Below are 19,752 nucleotides of genomic sequence, written 5' to 3'. Positions count from 1 at the left end.
TCTTTTGGTGAATCGGTATTGTGGCAAACCTTTACCGGGACTGACGATCCGTCGCTCTAATAATCAACGACGGGTGCATCAAGTTCGTATTGGCCTTTATGGTCTTCGATTTCGAGAACCCAGACATCGCGGTCAAAGTCGATCTGCTTGCGCCAATAGGTATCACAGGCAAATTCGGTTTCACGCCCGCCATCTGGACCGCCTGCAACCAGCATCCAGCCAAGATCGCCGTCCAGTGTCGTAACCCGGGAATAGACGAAACATCCGGCATCGAACCGATTCAGCTTCAGGAGAACCGCCCCCGCATCCTCATTGCCCTTATGGAGCACCATGGCCGTAATCAGGTTTGACTGGCAAATGGCAATCTGGCCACGAACCCAAAGTCCTGCTTTCAAACGTGGCTGCATCTATTTTCCATCCCGGCTGGCGACAACATTTTCAGGCATCTGCAACATCAGGTTCGGGTCCGGGCAAATGCTTGTCCAGATATCCCATTCCGATGGTTTTGCCGCCCCGAAATAGTCCCCTTCCCGCCCCAGCATGTCAAAAATGATCTGAAAATGCAGATGCGGAATCCAGTCACCATTGATCGGAAAATCGCCAAACCGGCAGAACAGCTCGCCGGCGCGGATTTCCTTGCCTTTATAAAGTCCTTCAAGGGACGGTCTGCTCAGATGACCATACAGGGTGTAAAAGCGCACACCATCCGCCGGTTCATGTTGCAAAATGATGGTCGGCCCGTAATCAAGATGCAAATTGTTGTCTGCAAAGCTGTGCACGACGCCATCAAGCGGGGCAAAGACCGGCGTATAGGCGGCCGCAAACAGATCAATTCCCAGATGCTGGCTTCGGGCTTCACCGTCGTTTTTGAACTGTTCGGATTGATAACAGACACGGTCTTCGCGATATCGACCGATCCCGACCGGCGCGTCTGCCGCGGCCAGTTGTTGCCACATGATTTCTGTCTGACGTGCCGGGTCGCTCGTGCCGCCGATCACCACATCACCGTTTGCTGAAAAATCATAAACGATCTTCGGGCAACGTTTCAGATCGCATTCCACAACAGAATGAAACTGGTCGCCATGACCGGAAATCCAGTCGCGCAACAATGCGGCATCTTCAAAGGGTTCTAGCCCGCGCGCATGACGGTCGTGATAGGTCTGCAATCGCTTGGTCGCATTGATCGGCATGGTGGCAGGCACAATGATGGCTCCATAAAAGAAAAAGGCAGGGTTGGTTCCCCGCCTTTTGCCTACATGATTATCTGCCTGATCGGCAAGTACCAGCTTACCAGTTGGTCACTTCATACTCGCACGACACATCATCATCGTCGGTATCGGTCAGCGCAACCGTCAGGCGACGCATTTGCGGATTGAACCGTTTGATGAAGTTCAACAGAAGAAGTGCTTCTTCGGAAAGCTCGCCGGCGTCTTCGTCATCTTCATCAAGTTCACAAAGCTCAACCAGTTCCAGGAACAAGGCACCCAGTGCACGTTTGACGTCTTCGCCGCCTTTAAGGCCGCCGGTCAACTCGCCCAGCGGTGACAGATCGATATCAAGCTTGCGCAGGTTCTCGCTCATCTGGTCGATGGCGTCTTCGTCCAGAACCATTTCAGCCGCAATCATATGCGTGCCGACTTCATTGATATTCATAAAGCCGACAAATTCGAACAGATCGTCTTTGGTACGACCTTCTTCCAGCAATTTTTCGGTGTGGGCTTCGAATTCTTCGAAGTCGATATCTTCGCCAAGATCGTTTTCAAGATCGCTCATGTCGGTCTCCAATGAAAATTTGCGCTGCTGATACTCTGGATTGATGGAAAACTCAACCCGCGCTGGCGACAAGATGATCAGCTATGCAGGATCCACATTTCGACGATATAGGGCCATGGAAAGAGGATTGCGAAGAATAACGCAATGTCAGTAGGATATAAAACAATTCCAAACCCGCCTGAACCTTCGGCATAACACGCATGGACCATTCAATGCCCGCATTCAACGTCATCGATATCGTCGCAATTTGCTGGGCTCTTTCATGGTGGATCGGTTACACGATCTTTGCCGATTCCGGTCCGCGTCGACGCAATTCCATATCTGCCCATATGGCGCGCAATCGCCATCGCTGGATGGAACAGATGCTCAAACGCAATATCCGGATGGTTGACACATCGATCGCCGGCAACCTGATTACCGGTATCAGTTTCTTTTCATCAACCACCATTCTGGTGCTGATCGGTCTTGTCGCGTTACTTGGCTATACTGACAAGGCCATCGAAACGGTCGCTGCCCTGCCCTTTGCCGCGATTACCACGCCTGGCGTCTGGGAATGCAAGGTGGTGTTGCTGATCGTGATTTTCATCTATGCCTTTTTCAAGTTCACCTGGGCATTCCGACTGTCGAACTATTGTTCGATCCTGATCGGTGCCGCCCCGGACCCAAGCGAACCGGATGCTGCGCGTGCAGCCGCGCGTGCATCACGCATGAGCATGATGTCTGCCCACAACTTCAACCGTGGCATCCGCGCATACTTTTTCGCCCTGTCGGCCCTGGCGTGGTTTTATCATCCGGTTGCTTTCATCATTTGTGCGACCTGGGTGACGCTGGTTCTTTACAATCGCGAATTCCGCTCGCATGCGCTGGAAATTCTGACCGGACATCATTGAGACCCGCCAAAATCGCCGCACAAAACCCGTGACGAAAAAGGGCCGCAATCGCGGCCCTTTTGTCATTGATCGGTGCATCACGCCGTCTGGGTTTTGCGCCGGATGGCATATCCGGCAACAATCACCAATACCAGTCCAACGGGTACTGCTGCACTGTATAGCAGCGTCACCCAGCCAGATCCTGCATAGATCGATCCGGCTGACAGGGAAGCCACAGCAACCGTGCCAAACACTGCGAATTCATTGATTGCCTGAACCCGCGCCTGCTCGGAGGGGCGATAATTTTCGGTCAGGAAGGTCGTTGCCCCGACAAACATGAAGTTCCAGGCAATCCCCAACAGAACCAGCGACACCCAGAAATTCCCCATCAGGTCCTGACCCGACAAACCGACCGCCAGACAGGCAAAGTTCAGAAGTGCGCCCACCTGAATGATTTTCAACGCCCCGAACCGCTTGATCAGATTGCCTGTAAAGAATCCCGGCGCGTACATCCCGACCACGTGCCATTGAATGATGAATGCCGCATCCCCGAACGCATAATCACAATCAAGGATCGCCAGTGGCGTTGCTGTCATCACAAAGCTCATGACGGCATAGCCAAGCGCGCCTGCAAAAATCGCCACCATTACGGCGGGCTGCCCCAAAACGGTTTTCAGCGGCCGGGCCGGTTCATCATGAACACGGCCGCGCATATCGGGGAGACGAAGCTGTCCGATCGCAATCACCAACAGGATTTGCAAACCAATCAGCGCAACGAACGTTCCGAGAAAAGGTAAAGTTTCAAACCAGTTACGCGCGAAACTTGCCAAATTCGGTCCGATAAATGCCGATGCAAGCCCACCCAGCATGGTATAGGAAATGGCGCGCGCACGGAATTCTGCCGGTGCTGATTCGGCGGCGGCGAACCGGTATTGCATGGCGATCGCATTGCCTGCCCCGATACAGGCACAGGCCACACATAGCAGCCAGAAATTGCCGTAATAAACGGCCCCCATGCCGGAAACCGCGCCCATCATTGCAATCCCGGCCCCCATCCAGAAGCCGAACCGGCGTCCGAATTTCGCCATCACCATGGCCGATGGTGCTGTCATCGCCATCATGGCGATCATCATGAAGGCCACCGGCAAGGTCGAAAGTGACTTGTCTGTCGCCAGCGAATACCCGATCACCGCGGCAACAGTGAAGATCAGCGACATCGCACTGGCAGAAAGTGCGACGCATAAACTAAGGAACATGATGTTCCGGCGGACTTCCGGGTTGGACATGTGGGGCTCCCGATTTTGGCGATGGTGGCGCCATTATTTTCTAAATTGCGACAAGGCACCCAGATCACTGCAATGAAGTCCGGAATATCGGCCATTGTCATGTGGTTGAGCCTTGCCCTTAAGGTCTCAACTGTTATATTGGCTCTTCACGCAACGGGATAGTATCAATGCACGGCATGGCCGAGAAAAACTTGATCACCAACACAATCTCCGGACACCATCATGGTGACACGGTGATTTGTGCTGTCCCGAAAGTCGCTTTTTTCAAAGAGCGAACTTGACCTCATCCTGAAATTCCTTTTCTTGTGCCTTTACCCCGCGTAAACATGCGGGTCGTATATGTGCATTACTGAATTATGCCCGCAGATAAAGCAGAGTTGAGCCAACCATGATTGCCCTGACCCTTCCCGATGGCGCCGTACGCGAATTTGACGGCCCTGTATCGGGTTTTGATGTCGCAAAAAGCATCAGTTCTTCGCTGGCAAAGAAATCCTTTGCCATCATCGTTAACGGTGAAGTACGCGACCTTTCGCGCGAGATTGACACTGACGCGACTATCGAAATCGTGACCAAGGGCCATGACGAAGTTCTGCCGCTGATCCGTCACGACTGCGCCCATGTGATGGCCGAAGCTGTCCAGGAACTTTATCCTGACACGCAGGTCACCATCGGCCCGTCCATCGAAAACGGTTTCTATTACGACTTTGCACGCGCGACCCCGTTCACGCCCGACGATCTGGTCAAGATCGAAAAGCAGATGCACAAGATCATCGAACGGAACGAACCGATTGTTCGCGAAGTCTGGGATCGTAACGAGGCGATCAAGTTCTTCCTTGATAAGGGTGAAAAGTACAAAGCCGAGATCATCCGTGATCTTCCGGAAACCGAGACGATCACCTGCTATCGCCAGGGTGACTTCATTGATCTGTGCCGTGGTCCGCACGCACCGTCGACCGGCAAAATCGGCAAAGCCTTCAAACTGATGAAGGTTGCCGGTGCCTATTGGCGCGGCAACTCGGATAACGAGATGCTTCAGCGCATCTATGGCACTTGCTGGGAAAGCAAGGAAGACCTTGATGCGTATCTGCACATGCTTGAAGAAGCCGAAAAGCGTGATCACCGTCGCCTTGGCCGCGAAATGGACCTGTTCCACATGCAGGAAGAGGCCCAAGGGTCAGTCTTCTGGCATGACAAGGGGCTGAAGCTTTATCGCAAGGTCGAAAACTATATCCGTGATCGTCTTGACGATGCAGGATATCAGGAAGTGCGCACGCCGCAGCTTGTCGACCGTGTGCTTTGGGAAAAATCCGGCCACTGGGAAAAGTTCCGCGAGAACATGTTCACCACCACCCCGGATGAAGATGATCCCGAAAAAGTTCTGGCCCTTAAGCCGATGAACTGCCCGTGCCATGTTCAGATTTTCCGTCTGGGCAGCAAGTCTTATCGTGACTTGCCGCTGCGTATGGCAGAATTCGGTTGCTGTCACCGGAACGAGCCGTCCGGCGGCCTGCATGGCATCATGCGTGTACGCCAGTTCATTCAGGATGACGCGCATATCTTCTGTACCGAAGATCAGATTGTCTCGGAAACCAAGATTTTCTGTGACCTTCTGAAGTCCGTTTACAAGGATTTCGGCTTCACCGACATTCTTGTCAAATTCTCGGACCGTCCGGAAGTTCGTGCCGGTTCCGATGAAATCTGGGACAAGGCAGAAGCCGCCCTTCGCGAAGCGGCCGAAGAAGCCGGTCTTGCGCTTGAAATCAACCCGGGCGAAGGCGCGTTCTATGGGCCGAAGCTTGAATTTGTTCTGCGTGATGCCATCGGTCGTGACTGGCAGTGCGGCACGCTTCAGGCCGACTTTGTTCTGCCGGAACGTCTTGATGCGTCCTATATGGGTGAAGACGGCGAAAAGCATCGCCCGGTCATGCTGCACCGTGCAATCCTTGGATCCCTTGAACGCTTCATCGGCATTCTGATCGAAAACTATGCCGGTCGCCTGCCGCTGTGGCTGTCACCGGTTCATGCAGTGATCTGTTCGATCACCAACGAAGCCGACGATTACGCCCACGAGGTCAAAGCCGCACTTGAAGCCAAGGGCCTGAATGTTGAACTTGATCTTCGTAACGAGAAGATCAACTACAAGGTCCGCGAACACAGTCACGCCAAGGTTCCGATGATCCTGGCGCTTGGCAAACGCGAAGCAGAAGAAAAAACTGCTTCTGTGCGCCGCATCGGCTTCAAACACCAGAAGACCTTTGGCATTGAAGAACTTGCCAACGCGATGGCAACTGAAATCCGTGATCGCGTGATCGAGGCAGAGTTCTAGGAACGGTTTCTGCCCGAACGACCAAATAAAAAGCCCGCAGGCATATGCTTGCGGGCTTTTTTGGTTCCGATGGTGATGACGTGCGCTTTATTGTGGTGGCAATTTCGGGTCGTTCTTGGGCAGCTGGGTGTTTTCCCGGGTGCCGGACAAACTGATTTTGCCGAACTGTCCACTGTTTGCACCGCCATGATGAGCTCGTGCCTGCCCGTATGCGGCGGCCGGATGGCGCGCATTGCCAAATACGTCGCCAATGAAACGCCAGATTTTTGGCACCAGCCAGATCAACAGCAATACAAAAACCGCCAGCAACACAAAGAACACAACCGGATGGAACACCACGGTGTAAAGGGCGCCGAACACGGCAATATCTTCGGTCACAGACGCCACACTGTTGGTCACCGGTTCAGGTGATGTATTGATCGCCGCACGGCTTCCGGCCTTTGTGAAATGGCTTCCGGCTGCGATGGTTCCACCAACAAGAAGGCTGACAACGGTTTGGGCTTCATCCCCCAGTCCAAGATCAAGTCCGCTTACGGCACCGGCGGCCAGCAAGGCACCGGCCGGAATACGGATAAAGGTGTGCAGGGCGTCCCAAAGACTGTCAACAACAGGAATTTTGTCGGCAACGAATTCGATCAGATACAGGAAGATCGCAATTGCCAGCACCCACCAGCTGGCCAAAATCTGTAAATCGGGTGGAAGATCGATAAAGCCGAAATTATCCATCATCCCCAGAACAACCACTGTCCCGTACAGATTGACGCCGCTGGCCCAAGCACCGCCCATGCTTAGAGCAAGTGTTTCAACAATTCCCAATGACACGCCCTTTCATTGACATATTCTTCACCAACAAGTGATTACGACAACCCGGTGATTGTGATAAATCACAAGTTGACGCGTCCCAACGCACCTGTTGATGCCATATGTTGATCAATGAAAGGTATGACGATGAACCGCAAGGGTAAAACACCTAAAATCATCTCGTCATGTGCGATGTTTGTGTTTTTGACCGGGGCGACAACCACAAGCGCCCTTGCCATGGGAAGCTCAAACACCTGGACGTCTGACGGCACCGATTTGTCTGCCGTTTCCGAACTGGTCGATACCGGCATGTATGATATGGCCGTCGACAAGATCGAAACCATGCTCAAAGACGATCCGGATAATGCCGATCTGTATAATTACCTTGCCTATAGCCAGCGCAATCTGGGCGACTATGACAGCGCCGGGCAAAATTATGAACGCGCGCTTATGATCAACCCGGAACATGTAGGTGCGCTGGAATATCAGGGCGAGCTATTCCTTAAAACCGGCAAACCGGAACTCGCACAGGAAAACCTGGCGCGACTTGAACAGATTTGCGGAACAGATTGCCCAGAATACAAGGAACTGGCAGGCAAAATCGCCAACTGATCGGATTTCTGCGCCGCCATTTCAACCATCATTCGGAAAAATAGCCCGCCCTATTCGTTAGGATATCTTTTTATTTACGCCTGAAGAGGTCATATGTCGCCGCAAGGCTGACGTTTGAAGAGTGATTAAAGATATGTCTGACGCAATTATGCGCAAAAGCTACACCGTCGTTTGCGTCCGTGCGACCGGGCAGCAGATGGATTTGCAGACGGTTTCCGATTATGGGGCGGCGCTTAATTCGGCAAAAGAAGCTCTGACAAACAAGAACAATACCGAAGTACGGATTGTCGAAAGCAAATACGACCAGGCCAGCCGCAAGGACAAAAAACAGGTTATCAAAATCCTGACTGCGGAAAGTGCATCTGGCAGTTCCGGGGGATCGGGCGCGCGTGCGCGCAAGGCCAATCCCGGCATATCGCGCGAAACAGCAAACCAGGCTTCCAAAAGCGTAATCAACATCGTTATCGCGATTACCGTGCTTGTCCTTTTGATCGGCATCATGGTCCCGCTGATTTCCCGATAGAACCACGGCAGGCAGATCAGCCCAATCTTACAGATGGGGCGCCATATCCTTCTGATTTTTCTGGATGCTTGACAGCACCGGGGCGGCTTGTAACAGTTGCTCCGGGTCTTCCTGCTGGCTATAACTTACGTTGATAATATGATCATCAGGTGAAGCGTGAAAATCAGAGCTGCGACAAGAAAAAAGAACGCCCCGCTTAAAAAGGGCTGGTTTGCCGCCGCAGCACTATTGCCGCTTCTTGGTGCCTGCAGCACCGATGATTTTTCCGGGCTGTGGTTTGGAACTTCATCAAGCGATGTCTCAGCAATACAGCCATCATCGGTTGACAGCCCTGCGACAGACAATTCGCAAACCGGCAATGACTTGAGCCGGGCAGCATGCGGATTGTTTTTCGGCAAGACCACGCCCGCCGAAGTATCGCATATCGCTGCTACCGAGATTTCGCTTACGCGCACCCCGCAAGAAAACCTGATGCAGGCCATTGCCTATGACATCAATGGAAATTACGAAAATGCGCGTAAATTGTATGTCTGGCTGACAGCATCCCCGCCTGAAAACAAAATCAATCTTGATTGTGGTCAGGGCATCAAGCTGACCGGCAATGTCAACGCCCTCGCCCAGCGTCGATTGGTTGCACTTGATGAGATTGCCCCGCAATTTGCCCGTTCAAGCGAAATTGAATCGGTCGTGGCGGCAGCAACCGTCGCACCGGGCCCTGATCTTCCCGATCCGCCCAAGGTGGAGCGTGATCGTCGTTTCTATGAAACCGGTGGCGTTGTAACCGCCGAACCCGAAGACAGCACCAAGCCGATCGAACGCATGGACATGCCGGTCAGTGAAAACACGGCCCAGCTCACCCGGGTTGAACGCCGCGTATCACAACCGCAAACCACATCAACGCCATCGGCCGCCATGACAAGTCCGGGCACCGTGGCGGCACCGGCAACAGCGGCTTCGCAGCCAACGATTATACCGGTCATCCCCGCGCAACCGGCACCTGCTAAGGAACAGATGCCTGCGGCAAGCCCAAAAACAGTCAAAACCCCGGTGACCGAGGCCCCGACAATTGCCGGAACCGCGGCCGATGTCGACCATCAGGGTGCAGTTGTTGCCACCAATTCCCGGCCGGTTGAGCAAGGGGAACTCGAAATCATTGATCGCGAACCATCAAGCACGATGATCGAGCTGCCGATGGCATCGCAATCCACGCCGGCGTCGGCGCCCGCGCCGCGCAGCACACCAAGTGTTGCGGAAAAAACCGCACCTGCTCCCGCTTCGACATCTGCACCGGCGGCCTCGTCTGAAACCCGGTCAGCCCCCTATTATGCTGTTCAGTTGGCAGCATACCGGTCGCGCGGTCGTGCCGAAGATGCTTGGCCGAAATTTCAGGATTCATCTCGGGGAATGCTGACAAACGCCGATCATGAGGTCGTCAGTATCGCAATTGAGGGCAAGGGTTTGCTTTTCCGTCTTCTGACCGGAACATATCCGCGTCAGTCAGAGGCCGCCCAAGCCTGTAACCAGCTTAAATCAGTCGGCGTTGATTGCCTGATCCGCCGTGTGGAACGCTGATATCCCGCGCCCGCTTTGACGCCATGGTTGAGATAGTCGCCCGCTTTGCAATCACCGGCGCAACCTTGCCTAACGCTTTTTATTGAGTCGCACCAGCACATCTGGCCGCGTCTTGTGGCCGTGACGGCGCAAAAAGCCCGGCAAGCGCGCCAGCAGATATTCGATTTTTGCATTATGTCGATAATACCGCCATCGCAGATGCTGGATCAGGCGGCGGGTTCGTTTTGAACCGGCCGCCAGCAATGGCAGACCCAGGGCAATGAACACCATGCCGAAAAATGGCGGCGGCAATGGCAAAAACACCAATCCGATCAACAAACAAAGCCCCCCGATCAGGATCAAAACCATTGATTTCAAATTCGACAGTCTTCGCACGACGAAACCTTGTTTCCCGACAACCGCTTTGTTGCGCGCATTATCTATGGCCTGTAGTGCCCCACCAAAAGAATGTTCAAAGACATTTGATCAACAGGGGAATTGCTATTGTCGTGCACTGGGTTAAATTGCAGTCAGAAATTCCAAACTCATCAGGTGAAAGACATGCTTTCCGCCCTTAAAACAGACAAGGCACAAATGCCATCCGCAGATACCGCATTGCCCGGTCGCGACGATGCCATTGCCGTCGCAGAACGTAACGTTGTGACCGGAAACCCGATGGTGGGTCCCTTCCCCGACAATCTCGAAGTTGCTGTCTTTGGCATGGGATGTTTTTGGGGGGCCGAGCGCCTGTTCTGGAAAGCGGACGGCGTCTGGACCACCACTGTTGGCTATGCCGGCGGCTATACCCGCAATCCGACATACCGCGAAGTTTGCAGCGGCATGACCGGCCATGCCGAAGTTGTGATGGTTGTTTTCGACCCGGCTGTGATTTCCTATCAGAAACTGCTGAAGCTGTTTTGGGAAAATCATGACCCGACCCAGGGCATGCGTCAGGGCAATGACATCGGCACACAGTATCGTTCAGTGATCTACACGACCAACCCCGATCAAAAAGCAGCGGCAATTGCATCGCGCGATGCATATCACGCGGCCCTTGATACCGCTGGTCAGGGCGGGATCACCACCGAAATTTCCGATGCGCCGACCTTCTATTACGCCGAAGATTTCCATCAGCAGTATCTGCACAAAAATCCCGATGGATATTGCGGACTGGGCGGCACCGGGGTTTCCTGCCCCGGTATGTAAAAGCCGAATTTGACCTGTCTTCAAAAACGGACCGCATCGCGTCGTCTATCGACAAACCAGATGCTTGTCATATTTCATGACCGGTATATTCTTTGGCTTGATTGGTAGGCAAAGGATATACAAAGAGATATGCCGGGTCCGTTTTTGAAAGACCGATACTTTATCGGCCTGCATATATCCTGGTGGCTACTGGGACTTTGGTTATGCGGCGGCATTGAATATGCCCTTGCCCTGACCGATAGTGACGCGACATTTCCCCCGCTTTCGACATCACTTGTCTTTTTCCTGTCCGTCGCCGGATTGCTTGCGATCGTGCATTTCATGGTGCGCCGAAACGCCAAATCACGACAGCGGTTCTTTGCCCGCCTGCCCGGGCTGGTGTTCCGCATTGATGAATTCGGCAAGATCGAATTTGCATCGGACCAGGGTCTTGACTGGGCCGGTGCATCAATTACGGACAGCCTACGCAACCAGATTTTTGATCATGAAGCCCTGATGAACCTTCGCCAGGCGGCAATCGAGGCCAAAGGCGAAATTCAAACAACCGAAATGTCTGTAAAAACCAATCACGGTGAACAACGCTGGGTGCGTATTCAAATGCGTGCCTTACCGCCAATCACCCCGGATTGTCAGATCGATTGCATCATCTGGGACATCACCGAACTGGTCGAAGAACGCAACCGCCGCCAGGAAAGCGAAGAACGGCTCAAGATCCTTGAAACCCTGAGCAACGAAGCAATCTTTCTGCATGACGGCGGGAAATGCATCGATACCAATAATGCCGCCGAACGCATGTTCGGTTATGATCGGTCCGAACTTCTGTTGCTGAGTGCAGCGGACATTATCTCAAGCGAAACCTTGCCGCTTGTCATGGCCAATATCCGCTCGGGATATGACAAGCCATACGAGGCGATTGCTGTTTGCAAGGATGGCAGCAAGTTTCCCTGTGAAATCAATGGCAGAAACGTCTTTGTCCAAGGCCAGACTTTGCGGCTGACCAGCTTTACCAATATCTCGGACCGCAAATTCACAGAGGAACAAATTCGTTTCCAGGCCAATCATGATGCGCTGACATCCCTTCCGAACCGCTATTTGTTCATGGACCGGCTGAACTTTGCGATCAAACTGTCAAAGCGACGGCGCGAATGCTTTGCCCTGATGTTCATCGATATTGACGAATTCAAGTCGCTGAATGATACCGGCGGTCATTCCACAGGCGACAAGGCACTTGATGAAATTGCCAAGCGACTGACCGGCACATTGCGCAATGTCGATACCGTTGCTCGCATCGGCGGTGATGAATTCACCATTATTCTGCCCGGCACCGAGACGCCCGAAGACGCCGAACTTGTTGCGCGCAAACTGCAAACCGCCCTATCGGGCAGCGCCATTGAATTTGGTGATGACCTGTCGCCCTATACGGTGACAGCATCCATTGGCATCGCGCTTTATCCCGATCACGGCGAGACCGTCGATGAATTGATTGCCGCGGCGGATGATGCAATGTATGCCGCGAAAAAAAGCGGAAGGAACACCTTCCGCTTTGCGACAAACAATCGTTCACGTACCGAATAGTTGAATATTCGGCGGGGTGTGCCGGTTTATACCGGTTTCCCGCCATATTCACGGCTGAGATCAGCACAAACACGCCGAACCTTAAGACCAAGTTGTTCGATGTGATCGTTTGGAATACGTGCAGCCGGCCCTGACAGGGAAAGCGCTGCGATCGGACTTCCGGTTTCATCGCGAACCACCCCTGCGACACATCGCAGGCCAACGGCATGTTCCTCGTCATCAAGGGCATAACCGCGCTGGCGGGCACGTTCCAGATCCTTTTCAAGTGCACCGGTCGAAACCAGTGTCCGTTCCGTGATTTTTGGCAATCCATGCTTGGCAACGACGGATTTCAGTTCGGATTCCGGCAGGAACGCCAACAGCGCCTTGCCAACACCGGAACAATGCATCAATGCGCGGCGTCCCGGCGTGACCAGTGCGCGCATCATTTTGCGGCATTCGACCTGTGACAGGAAAATGACCTCCCCACCGTCGGCCACGGCCAGATTAACTGTTTCACCGCTATCTTCCATCAATGCCCGCATATAGGGACGGGCAATCTGGCTCAGATTGCGGTTTTTCGTGAATGCATTCCCCACACTGAAGGCCTGAACACCGACAAACCACAATGTCCGTTCGCCATCAAACGACACATAGCGTTCGTGTTGCATGGTCGTCAGCAACCTGTGGGCGGTTGATGGAGGCAACTTCACCTGTTGCGCAATTTCGGTCAGCGTCATGCCATCATCGCTTTCTGCAAGCGCATTAAGGATGCTTAACGCCCTGACCAGTGATTGAACCTGCTGCATGCAGATACGTCTCCCTGAACTGGTCCGTTTAACGGACCGCTATTTCACCATTGCCAGTGATATTATGGGATCATTCTAATGGGCGCACGGACTTTTGCTTCATCCAAACGAAAGTGGAATATGCAACGAGGTAAACCGTTGCTGCTGCAAACGAAACCAGCGTCCCGACATTCAGCCCAAGCACAGGATAGCTCAGCGATACGGCCAGGATATATGTCCAAAGTGCCCCCATGCCGCGCGGGAAATTCCGCACCAGCGTATGAACAGGTGCCGCCCCGTAACTGAAATGCAAAATGATCATTGTCGGATAAAGCGCAACCGGAAAACCCGAAAGCAACCCTGACCACCGTGGGCCAATCCACGCTGCAAGACCACTGATAATCAGCACGATCACCGACGCCAGTCCGGCCCGGAACAGGATAACGCGTTTGGTGACCCGCACCCGGTTGAGAATTTTGACATTCTCGATTTTCCGAAACAGGACGAGAGCGGCAAAAATCGCAAACAGCAAAATGATCGCAGCCTGCGTCAGGGTCATTGATGTCAATTGGAACAACCACGACACCGCAAGATACACAGCAAACGCCGCAAGCGAACTTAGCACAATCTGCGGGATCACGGGCAAACGCACCAAGCGACATGATGCGTGAAAATAGCCATACAGAAATGCCAGCGTGGCAATCAGCCCCGGCATCGCATAAACGGCACTTTCACTGGCGAAGGCAATGCCCTGCTCTACTGCGATGAAATAAAGCAAAATTGCTGTCCCCAACGGATAACCCGACAGGATACCTGCGGCACGCGGCCCTGCGCGTTCTGCCAGAAAGGACAGACCAAGAACCATTCCAACCGAGACACTCAGTTTGGCCAGTATCAGTTCCACGTTCGGGCACCTCGCGCACAAAAGTCACTTAATGACAATTTATCAACAAATTGACTGTATCGCTATATGGTTTGCCGAACGCGGGCAAGCATGAACCACTTTGCAATGGTCCGCCCATTAAAAATGCGGACATCGCAATCGATGCCCGCAAAATTTCAGTTCAGACATCGGTGATTGGTACATCACGCCGAAAACAGAACGACCGCATCCCAAAGCAGCTTGATCCCGGTCAGGAACAGCAATGCGTAGCAAACCCTGTAAAACAGGACGACATTCACCTTGTCATGCGCCCACAGCCCCACCCAGGTGCCGAACAATGCAACAGGTATCAGCACGGCTGACGTTCCAAGGTTTGCACTGCTGAACTGGCCCAGGAACCAGTACGGTACGAGTTTGACGTAATTGACGACGATGAAAAACATCACCGTGGTGCCGACAAAAATCGACTTGTCCATCCGCTGCGGCAGCAAAAAGACCGAAACCGGCGGCCCGCCCGCGTGGGCGACAAAGCTTGTGAACCCCGCAAGGCTCCCCAGGACCGATCCTTTTCCCCAGGTTGCTTCTTTTGGTGTGTCGCCTGCTTTCTTTCCACGCAGCCAGTGATCAAGGGTAAAGACAATGGCAATCAGTGCGATGATCAGTTTGACAGCCGCCACACTCAGATAGCTGAAGGTCAAGACACCAACCAGTATCCCGACAAGTGCTGCGGGCACCAGAATAAGCATGTTGCGCCGGTCCCACCGATTGCGATAGGCCCAGACATTGGCAACATCCATCAAACACAGGATCGGCAACATGATTGCTGCTGCGGCTTGTGGCGATACGGCCAATGCCATCAATGGCACGGCAACCACCCCCAACCCGCCACCAAATCCGCTTTTTGAGACCCCGGCAATCAGAACAGCCGGCACTGCGACCGCATAAAAGAACGGATCTGTGATGAAATCCATGGAATTTCCCTAAGACAGGTTAGGTCAGTGATGAAAAGAAATCCAAGGGCCGTTAAGCAGCCCCTTTGGCGCGATCTTCAACGTTCGGTAAGACGCGGCATCAATTCGACGAAATTGCAGGGGCGATGACGAATATCGAGTTGATAGGTCAGGATTTCATCCCACGCATCCTTGCAAGCACCGGTCGAGCCCGGCAGCGCGAACATATAGGTGCCCTTGCACACCCCGGCTGTTGCCCGGGATTGCACGGTTGATGTCCCGATCTTCTGGAACGAAATCCAGCGGAACAGTTCCCCAAAACCCGGGATTTCCTTTTCGTAAAGGGCACGATGGGCTTCGACCGTAACGTCACGCCCGGTGACACCCGTGCCACCCGTCGTGATGATCACATCAATTTCCGGGTTCTCGCACCAGTTTGCCAATTGGTCGCGCAATGCGCCCTGATCATCTGGCAAGATTTTCCGATCAAACACGCGATGACCGTTTTCTTCGATGCGACTGACAAGAACATCACCCGATGTGTCATTCGCGGCCGTTCGCGTATCACTGACCGTTAAAACGGCAATGTTGATCGATACGAACGGCTTGCTTTCATCTATCCCGGCCAAACTGACCTCCCGACTTTTTTTGTGGCCAGATCAAACTAGTACGCCGCATTTGATGTGCAAGCCTTTTCACAATAACCGTCATTTTGATTACGTGCGCCGAATCATGATCGACCAAAATCACATTGATTTTTGTCATTTAATTAGCAAACCGCGCAAATAATCACCAATCCCGACAAAGATTTTTTACTTCTAATGATTTCCACGAAAATCAATATTTATCAAACCATTATCAACATCTCCCAATCTTATACTGTAGGATTTTTGACATAATTGGTATTACCAATATTGGACATCGCCGTTACTCTGCTTGCCGCCCGACATTTTTCACCGTAGAAAAACGGTATGAAGATACCAAATTAGCGCCCCATTTGGACGCTATCAAACAATCACAAACAGGCAGGAAACAGAGGCCCCATCATGAGCGACGTGCTTTGGAAACCGACGACGGAACGCGTTGAAAACGCAAATGTCACCAGCTTTCGCCGCTGGGTTAACGATAAACACGGTCTGAATCTCCAAAGCTTCACGGCGCTTTATGACTGGTCTGTGGACCAGGCTGAAAAGTTCTGGCCTGCCCTGATTGAATATACTGATCTTAAAGCTGAAACCTGGGGTGAGCGCGTCCTGATTGACGGCAACAAAATGCCCGGCGCACAGTTTTTCCCCGATGCACGCCTGAATTTTGCGGAAAACCTTCTGGTTCGCGATGACAATACCGATGCCCTGGTTTTCTGGGGCGAGGACAAGGTAAAAACACGTTTGTCATGGGCGGACCTCAATATCGCCGTATCGCGCTTTTCACAGGCCCTTCGCGCCGAAGGTGTCGGCAAAGGCGATCGCGTCTGCGGCTATATGCCCAATATGGGCGAAACCGTAATCGCGCTGCTTGCAACGGCCGCCATCGGGGCAACCTGGTCTTCCGCCTCCCCCGACTTTGGCGTTCAGGGCGTTGTTGATCGCTTCGGCCAGATCGAACCGACTGTGATGATCACGGTCGATGGATACCATTATAATGGCAAACAGCATGACATCCGCGAAAAGGTCCGCGATGTTGTTGACCGGATCGACAGCCTGAAAAAGGTCGTCATCGTCAAATATGCCTTTGATGGCACTGACAGCACCGGCATTCGCAACGCGGTTACGTATGATGATTTCATCGCTCCGTTCGAAGGCGCAAAGATCACCTTTGAACAGGTTGAATTCAATCATCCGCTTTATGTCATGTTCTCGTCGGGAACAACGGGCAAACCGAAATGCATTGTCCATGGCACCGGCGGGACCTTGTTGAAACAGGTCTCCGAACATGTCCTGCATTGTGACGTGGCACCGGGCGATCGGGTATTCTATTTCACCACCTGCGGCTGGATGATGTGGAACTGGCTGATGGCCGGTCTGGCTGCCGGGGCAACGCTGCTGCTGTATGATGGATCGCCCTTCTATCCCAGCGGCAACATCCTGTTTGACTATGCCGATGCAGAAGGCATGACCCTGTTCGGGACATCTGCCAAATATATTGATGCCTTGGCCAAGGCGGAACTCAAACCGAGTGCGACCCACGATCTGTCAACCGTACGTGCGATGACATCGACAGGCTCGCCGCTGGCACCTGAAAGCTTTGATTACGTTTACCGCGACATCAAGGAAGACATTCATCTGGCGTCAATTTCGGGGGGCACCGACATCCTTGGCTGTTTCGTGCTGGCATCACCGGTTCTGCCAGTCAAACGCGGCGTCATCCAGACCCGTGCCCTTGGGGTTGCTGTGGACGTCTTTAACGATGACGGCAAAGCCGTTCGCAACGAGAAAGGCGAACTGGTCTGCACCAAACCCTTCCCGTCCATGCCGGTCGGCTTCTGGAACGATCCGGACGGATCACGCTATCACGCCGCTTATTTTGACCGGTTCGAGAATATCTGGTGCCACGGCGATTATGTCGAACTCGACGACGAAGGCGGCATGGTTATCTATGGCCGCTCGGACGCGACGCTAAATCCGGGCGGTGTGCGTATCGGTACAGCGGAAATCTATCGCCAGGTCGAAAAGCTTCCTGAGATTCAGGAATCGATTGTCATCGGTCAGGACTGGGATAATGACGTAAGGGTCATTCTGTTTGTTGTGCTGCGCGATAATTACGAATTGGATGCAGCTCTGATCGACAAGATCAAAAAGCAGATCCGCAACAACTGTACCCCGCGCCATGTTCCGGCAAAGGTGATTGCCGTTGCCGATATTCCGCGCACCAAATCGGGCAAGATCACCGAACTTGCGGTGCGTGATGTGGTTCACGGGCGCCCGGTCAAAAATCAGGAAGCTCTAGCAAATCCCACAGCGCTCGAGCTGTTCTCCAATCTTGGTGAACTCAAGAAATAATCGCGCAACACCTCCTGATCATCCGGTCAGGAGGTGTTTTTCTTTTGCGGCGTCACGCGGCCCCGGCGGAAAGAAGCCGGAGTCATTCCCGTCCGATTCCGCACCGCGAAGTGCATCATTTTTACACAGGGTGAAATATTGACCTTTTTTTGAACAGTTGTTCATTCTGCGCGAAAAAAGTTCGTGCAATCTGCAAAAGCATCCCCTTGCACTGTCAATTCATCCGTTAAATTACTGATATAACAGATAATTCTCAATTCGCCATTTATAGAAGTTCAAACATTCATACCGCGACCAACAGCCAAAAACCGGCGATTTTCCGACCAAATCGGCTTTGGCCCGACCAGTATAAAATTTTTCGCACTTGACACATAGCGGCCTAAAATTTCTTAATTTGGCAATCCAATCTATTTGGATAGATGGATATGCTACATCGCGTATCCAGGGTGGTACAAAAGCTAAAAACAATGCTTTGCTAATAAGGGAGCTCATCTATGAAAATCAAAACGATCCTTGCCGCAGGCGCAATGACCGTTGCAGCCGTTGCCGCGCAGAATGCACAGGCTGGTGCCGTGCTTGACGGCATTAAGGCCAAAGGTTTCGTTCAGTGTGGCGTGAACACCGGTCTTCCGGGTTTCTCCGCTGCCAATGCCGAAGGTAAGTGGGAAGGCATTGACGTTGATGTTTGCCGTGCAATTGCAGCAGCAGTTCTCGGTGACGCAAACAGCGTTCAGTACACCCCGCTGACCGCCGCACAGCGTTTCACCGCTCTGCAGTCTGGTGAAATCGACATTCTGTCGCGTAACACCACGGCAACCACCACTCGTGACGCGAAACTGGGTCTGACCTTTGTCGGCATCAACTACTATGACGGTCAGGGCTTCCTGATCCCGAAAGCTCTTGGCGTTAAAAGCGCGACCGAGCTTGACGGCGCAACCGTCTGCGTTGAGCCGGGCACCACGACCGAGCTGAACCTGGCTGATTACTTCCGCGCGAAAGGCATGAGCTTCGAGCCGGTCGTTATCGAAAACATCAACGAAGCAACCGCAGCCTTCTTCTCGGGCCGTTGCGACGTTTACACCACGGATGCTTCGGGTCTTGCTTCGATCCGCACCACCATGGCGGAAAACCCGGATGATTACATGATCCTTCCGGAAATCATCTCCAAAGAGCCGCTTGGCCCGGTTGTCGCCCAGGGTGACGAACAGTGGTCGGACGTAGCTCGTTGGGCGCTGACCGCAATGGTCGAAGCAGAAGAACTTGGCGTCACCATGGAAAATGTTGACGACATGAAAGCAAACAGCACCAACCCGGGCATCCAGCGTCTGCTGGGCGTATCGCCGGGCATGGGCGAAGCTCTTGGTCTTGACGAAGAGTGGGCTTACCGCATCATCAAGAACGTTGGTAACTACGGCGAAAGCTACGAGAAAAACGTTACCGCCAAGCTTGGCCTCGAGCGTGGTCTGAACGCTCTGTGGACCGATGGTGGCCTGCAGTACGCATGGCCGGTTCGCTAATACGATAGCAACCGTACGCTAAAACCTACGAAGCTCCGCCCCACTGCCTGAACGCATGGGCGGAGCTTTTCGTTAGGTGGCTACTGATTTTGGATACAATCTACACCTGAGGGT

General features: G+C 53.1%; 19 protein-coding genes. 9 read left to right on the top strand and 10 right to left on the bottom strand.

Features of this window, described 5'->3' with window-relative positions; all coding sequences use genetic code 11:
- Positions 1 to 56: 56 nt before the first annotated feature.
- The 3 genes from WA429_RS11970 to WA429_RS11960 all read right to left on the bottom strand — a co-directional run bounded on the left by WA429_RS11970 (position 57) and on the right by WA429_RS11960 (position 1,773).
- Positions 57 to 407, bottom strand: a complete 351-nt coding sequence (locus WA429_RS11970; RefSeq protein WP_068519159.1) for a DUF1491 family protein — start codon at positions 405 to 407, stop codon at positions 57 to 59.
- Positions 408 to 1,202, bottom strand: coding sequence for a peptidoglycan DD-metalloendopeptidase family protein (locus WA429_RS11965; protein WP_231856744.1), 795 nt, complete (start codon positions 1,200 to 1,202; stop codon positions 408 to 410).
- An 85-nt stretch (positions 1,203 to 1,287) separates the two neighbouring features.
- Positions 1,288 to 1,773 (bottom strand): hypothetical protein, encoded by a 486-nt coding sequence (locus WA429_RS11960; RefSeq protein ID WP_068519161.1) that lies wholly within the window; start codon positions 1,771 to 1,773, stop codon positions 1,288 to 1,290.
- A 212-nt stretch (positions 1,774 to 1,985) separates the two neighbouring features.
- Between WA429_RS11960 and WA429_RS11955 the strand changes: the two genes are divergently transcribed.
- Positions 1,986 to 2,663, top strand: coding sequence for a DUF599 domain-containing protein (locus WA429_RS11955; RefSeq protein WP_287465121.1), 678 nt, complete (start codon positions 1,986 to 1,988; stop codon positions 2,661 to 2,663).
- Between the two features lie 77 nt (positions 2,664 to 2,740).
- Here WA429_RS11955 and WA429_RS11950 read toward each other — a convergent pair whose 3' ends face one another.
- Positions 2,741 to 3,928 (bottom strand): MFS transporter, encoded by a 1,188-nt coding sequence (locus WA429_RS11950; RefSeq protein ID WP_287465122.1) that lies wholly within the window; start codon positions 3,926 to 3,928, stop codon positions 2,741 to 2,743.
- A 388-nt stretch (positions 3,929 to 4,316) separates the two neighbouring features.
- On the opposite strand from WA429_RS11950, the gene thrS reads away from it, so the two are divergent.
- A complete protein-coding gene (thrS, locus tag WA429_RS11945) occupies positions 4,317 to 6,254 on the top strand; it encodes a threonine--tRNA ligase (protein WP_068519164.1) in 1,938 nt (645 codons plus the stop codon).
- An 87-nt stretch (positions 6,255 to 6,341) separates the two neighbouring features.
- On the opposite strand, the gene WA429_RS11940 is transcribed toward thrS, so the two are convergent.
- A complete protein-coding gene (locus WA429_RS11940) occupies positions 6,342 to 7,076 on the bottom strand; it encodes a DUF4126 domain-containing protein (protein WP_287465123.1) in 735 nt (244 codons plus the stop codon).
- Between the two features lie 126 nt (positions 7,077 to 7,202).
- Here WA429_RS11940 and WA429_RS11935 point away from each other — a divergent pair, with 126 nt between their 5' ends.
- The 3 genes from WA429_RS11935 (at position 7,203) to WA429_RS11925 (ending at position 9,762) form a co-directional block, all read left to right on the top strand.
- On the top strand, positions 7,203 to 7,667 hold the full coding sequence (locus WA429_RS11935) for a tetratricopeptide repeat protein (protein WP_287465125.1): 465 nt from the start codon (positions 7,203 to 7,205) through the stop codon (positions 7,665 to 7,667).
- Positions 7,668 to 7,800: 133 nt separating this feature from the next.
- Entirely contained in the window at positions 7,801 to 8,190 is a 390-nt protein-coding gene (locus WA429_RS11930) for a hypothetical protein (protein ID WP_114112410.1), read from the top strand.
- Positions 8,191 to 8,346: 156 nt separating this feature from the next.
- Positions 8,347 to 9,762: an SPOR domain-containing protein gene (locus tag WA429_RS11925; RefSeq protein ID WP_287465126.1), complete on the top strand. Its 1,416-nt coding sequence runs from the start codon at positions 8,347 to 8,349 to the stop codon at positions 9,760 to 9,762.
- A 69-nt stretch (positions 9,763 to 9,831) separates the two neighbouring features.
- On the opposite strand, the gene WA429_RS11920 is transcribed toward WA429_RS11925, so the two are convergent.
- On the bottom strand, positions 9,832 to 10,059 hold the full coding sequence (locus tag WA429_RS11920; RefSeq protein WP_220153931.1) for a hypothetical protein: 228 nt from the start codon (positions 10,057 to 10,059) through the stop codon (positions 9,832 to 9,834).
- 243 nt (positions 10,060 to 10,302) lie between these two features.
- Between WA429_RS11920 and msrA the strand changes: the two genes are divergently transcribed.
- Positions 10,303 to 10,947, top strand: a complete 645-nt coding sequence (msrA, locus tag WA429_RS11915) for a peptide-methionine (S)-S-oxide reductase MsrA (protein ID WP_114112413.1) — start codon at positions 10,303 to 10,305, stop codon at positions 10,945 to 10,947.
- 129 nt (positions 10,948 to 11,076) lie between these two features.
- Positions 11,077 to 12,522 (top strand): diguanylate cyclase domain-containing protein, encoded by a 1,446-nt coding sequence (locus WA429_RS11910; protein WP_287465127.1) that lies wholly within the window; start codon positions 11,077 to 11,079, stop codon positions 12,520 to 12,522.
- Between the two features lie 26 nt (positions 12,523 to 12,548).
- On the opposite strand, the gene WA429_RS11905 is transcribed toward WA429_RS11910, so the two are convergent.
- From WA429_RS11905 to moaB, 4 genes are all read right to left on the bottom strand, one after another.
- The gene (locus tag WA429_RS11905) at positions 12,549 to 13,310 is read right to left on the bottom strand and encodes an IclR family transcriptional regulator (RefSeq protein ID WP_250283420.1); all 762 of its coding nucleotides are present in this window, start codon (positions 13,308 to 13,310) and stop codon (positions 12,549 to 12,551) included.
- A 70-nt stretch (positions 13,311 to 13,380) separates the two neighbouring features.
- Entirely contained in the window at positions 13,381 to 14,193 is an 813-nt protein-coding gene (locus WA429_RS11900) for a hypothetical protein (protein WP_287465128.1), read from the bottom strand.
- 182 nt (positions 14,194 to 14,375) lie between these two features.
- On the bottom strand, positions 14,376 to 15,143 hold the full coding sequence (locus tag WA429_RS11895) for a sulfite exporter TauE/SafE family protein (RefSeq protein WP_287465130.1): 768 nt from the start codon (positions 15,141 to 15,143) through the stop codon (positions 14,376 to 14,378).
- Positions 15,144 to 15,220: 77 nt separating this feature from the next.
- Positions 15,221 to 15,751, bottom strand: coding sequence for a molybdenum cofactor biosynthesis protein B (gene moaB / locus WA429_RS11890; RefSeq protein WP_250283418.1), 531 nt, complete (start codon positions 15,749 to 15,751; stop codon positions 15,221 to 15,223).
- Positions 15,752 to 16,168: 417 nt separating this feature from the next.
- On the opposite strand from moaB, the gene WA429_RS11885 reads away from it, so the two are divergent.
- Together WA429_RS11885 and WA429_RS11880 are read left to right on the top strand one after the other, a co-directional pair.
- On the top strand, positions 16,169 to 18,121 hold the full coding sequence (locus tag WA429_RS11885) for an acetoacetate--CoA ligase (RefSeq protein ID WP_287465132.1): 1,953 nt from the start codon (positions 16,169 to 16,171) through the stop codon (positions 18,119 to 18,121).
- A 494-nt stretch (positions 18,122 to 18,615) separates the two neighbouring features.
- A complete protein-coding gene (locus WA429_RS11880) occupies positions 18,616 to 19,638 on the top strand; it encodes an amino acid ABC transporter substrate-binding protein (RefSeq protein ID WP_068519176.1) in 1,023 nt (340 codons plus the stop codon).
- The last annotated feature ends 114 nt before the right edge of the window (positions 19,639 to 19,752 follow it).

This window comes from Thalassospira sp. CH_XMU1420-2 (assembly GCF_037029325.1).
GTDB classification, from domain to species: Bacteria; Pseudomonadota; Alphaproteobacteria; order Rhodospirillales; family Thalassospiraceae; genus Thalassospira; species Thalassospira povalilytica.
This window is presented reverse-complemented; position numbering and strand designations above follow the sequence as displayed.

Bases quoted from the DNA above. Each gene is read 5' to 3' on its own strand.
- msrA (WP_114112413.1), top strand. From the start codon at position 10,303: ATGCTTTCCGCCCTTAAAACAGACAAGGCACAAATGCCATCCGCAGAT.
- WA429_RS11880 (WP_068519176.1), top strand. From the start codon at position 18,616: ATGAAAATCAAAACGATCCTTGCCGCAGGCGCAATGACCGTTGCAGCC.
- WA429_RS11910 (WP_287465127.1), top strand. From the start codon at position 11,077: ATGCCGGGTCCGTTTTTGAAAGACCGATACTTTATCGGCCTGCATATA.
- WA429_RS11930 (WP_114112410.1), top strand. From the start codon at position 7,801: ATGTCTGACGCAATTATGCGCAAAAGCTACACCGTCGTTTGCGTCCGT.
- WA429_RS11885 (WP_287465132.1), top strand. From the start codon at position 16,169: ATGAGCGACGTGCTTTGGAAACCGACGACGGAACGCGTTGAAAACGCA.
- WA429_RS11950 (WP_287465122.1), bottom strand. From the start codon at position 3,928: ATGTCCAACCCGGAAGTCCGCCGGAACATCATGTTCCTTAGTTTATGC.
- thrS (WP_068519164.1), top strand. From the start codon at position 4,317: ATGATTGCCCTGACCCTTCCCGATGGCGCCGTACGCGAATTTGACGGC.
- WA429_RS11905 (WP_250283420.1), bottom strand. From the start codon at position 13,310: ATGCAGCAGGTTCAATCACTGGTCAGGGCGTTAAGCATCCTTAATGCG.
- WA429_RS11895 (WP_287465130.1), bottom strand. From the start codon at position 15,143: ATGGATTTCATCACAGATCCGTTCTTTTATGCGGTCGCAGTGCCGGCT.
- WA429_RS11955 (WP_287465121.1), top strand. From the start codon at position 1,986: ATGCCCGCATTCAACGTCATCGATATCGTCGCAATTTGCTGGGCTCTT.
- WA429_RS11970 (WP_068519159.1), bottom strand. From the start codon at position 407: ATGCAGCCACGTTTGAAAGCAGGACTTTGGGTTCGTGGCCAGATTGCC.
- WA429_RS11935 (WP_287465125.1), top strand. From the start codon at position 7,203: ATGAACCGCAAGGGTAAAACACCTAAAATCATCTCGTCATGTGCGATG.
- WA429_RS11960 (WP_068519161.1), bottom strand. From the start codon at position 1,773: ATGAGCGATCTTGAAAACGATCTTGGCGAAGATATCGACTTCGAAGAA.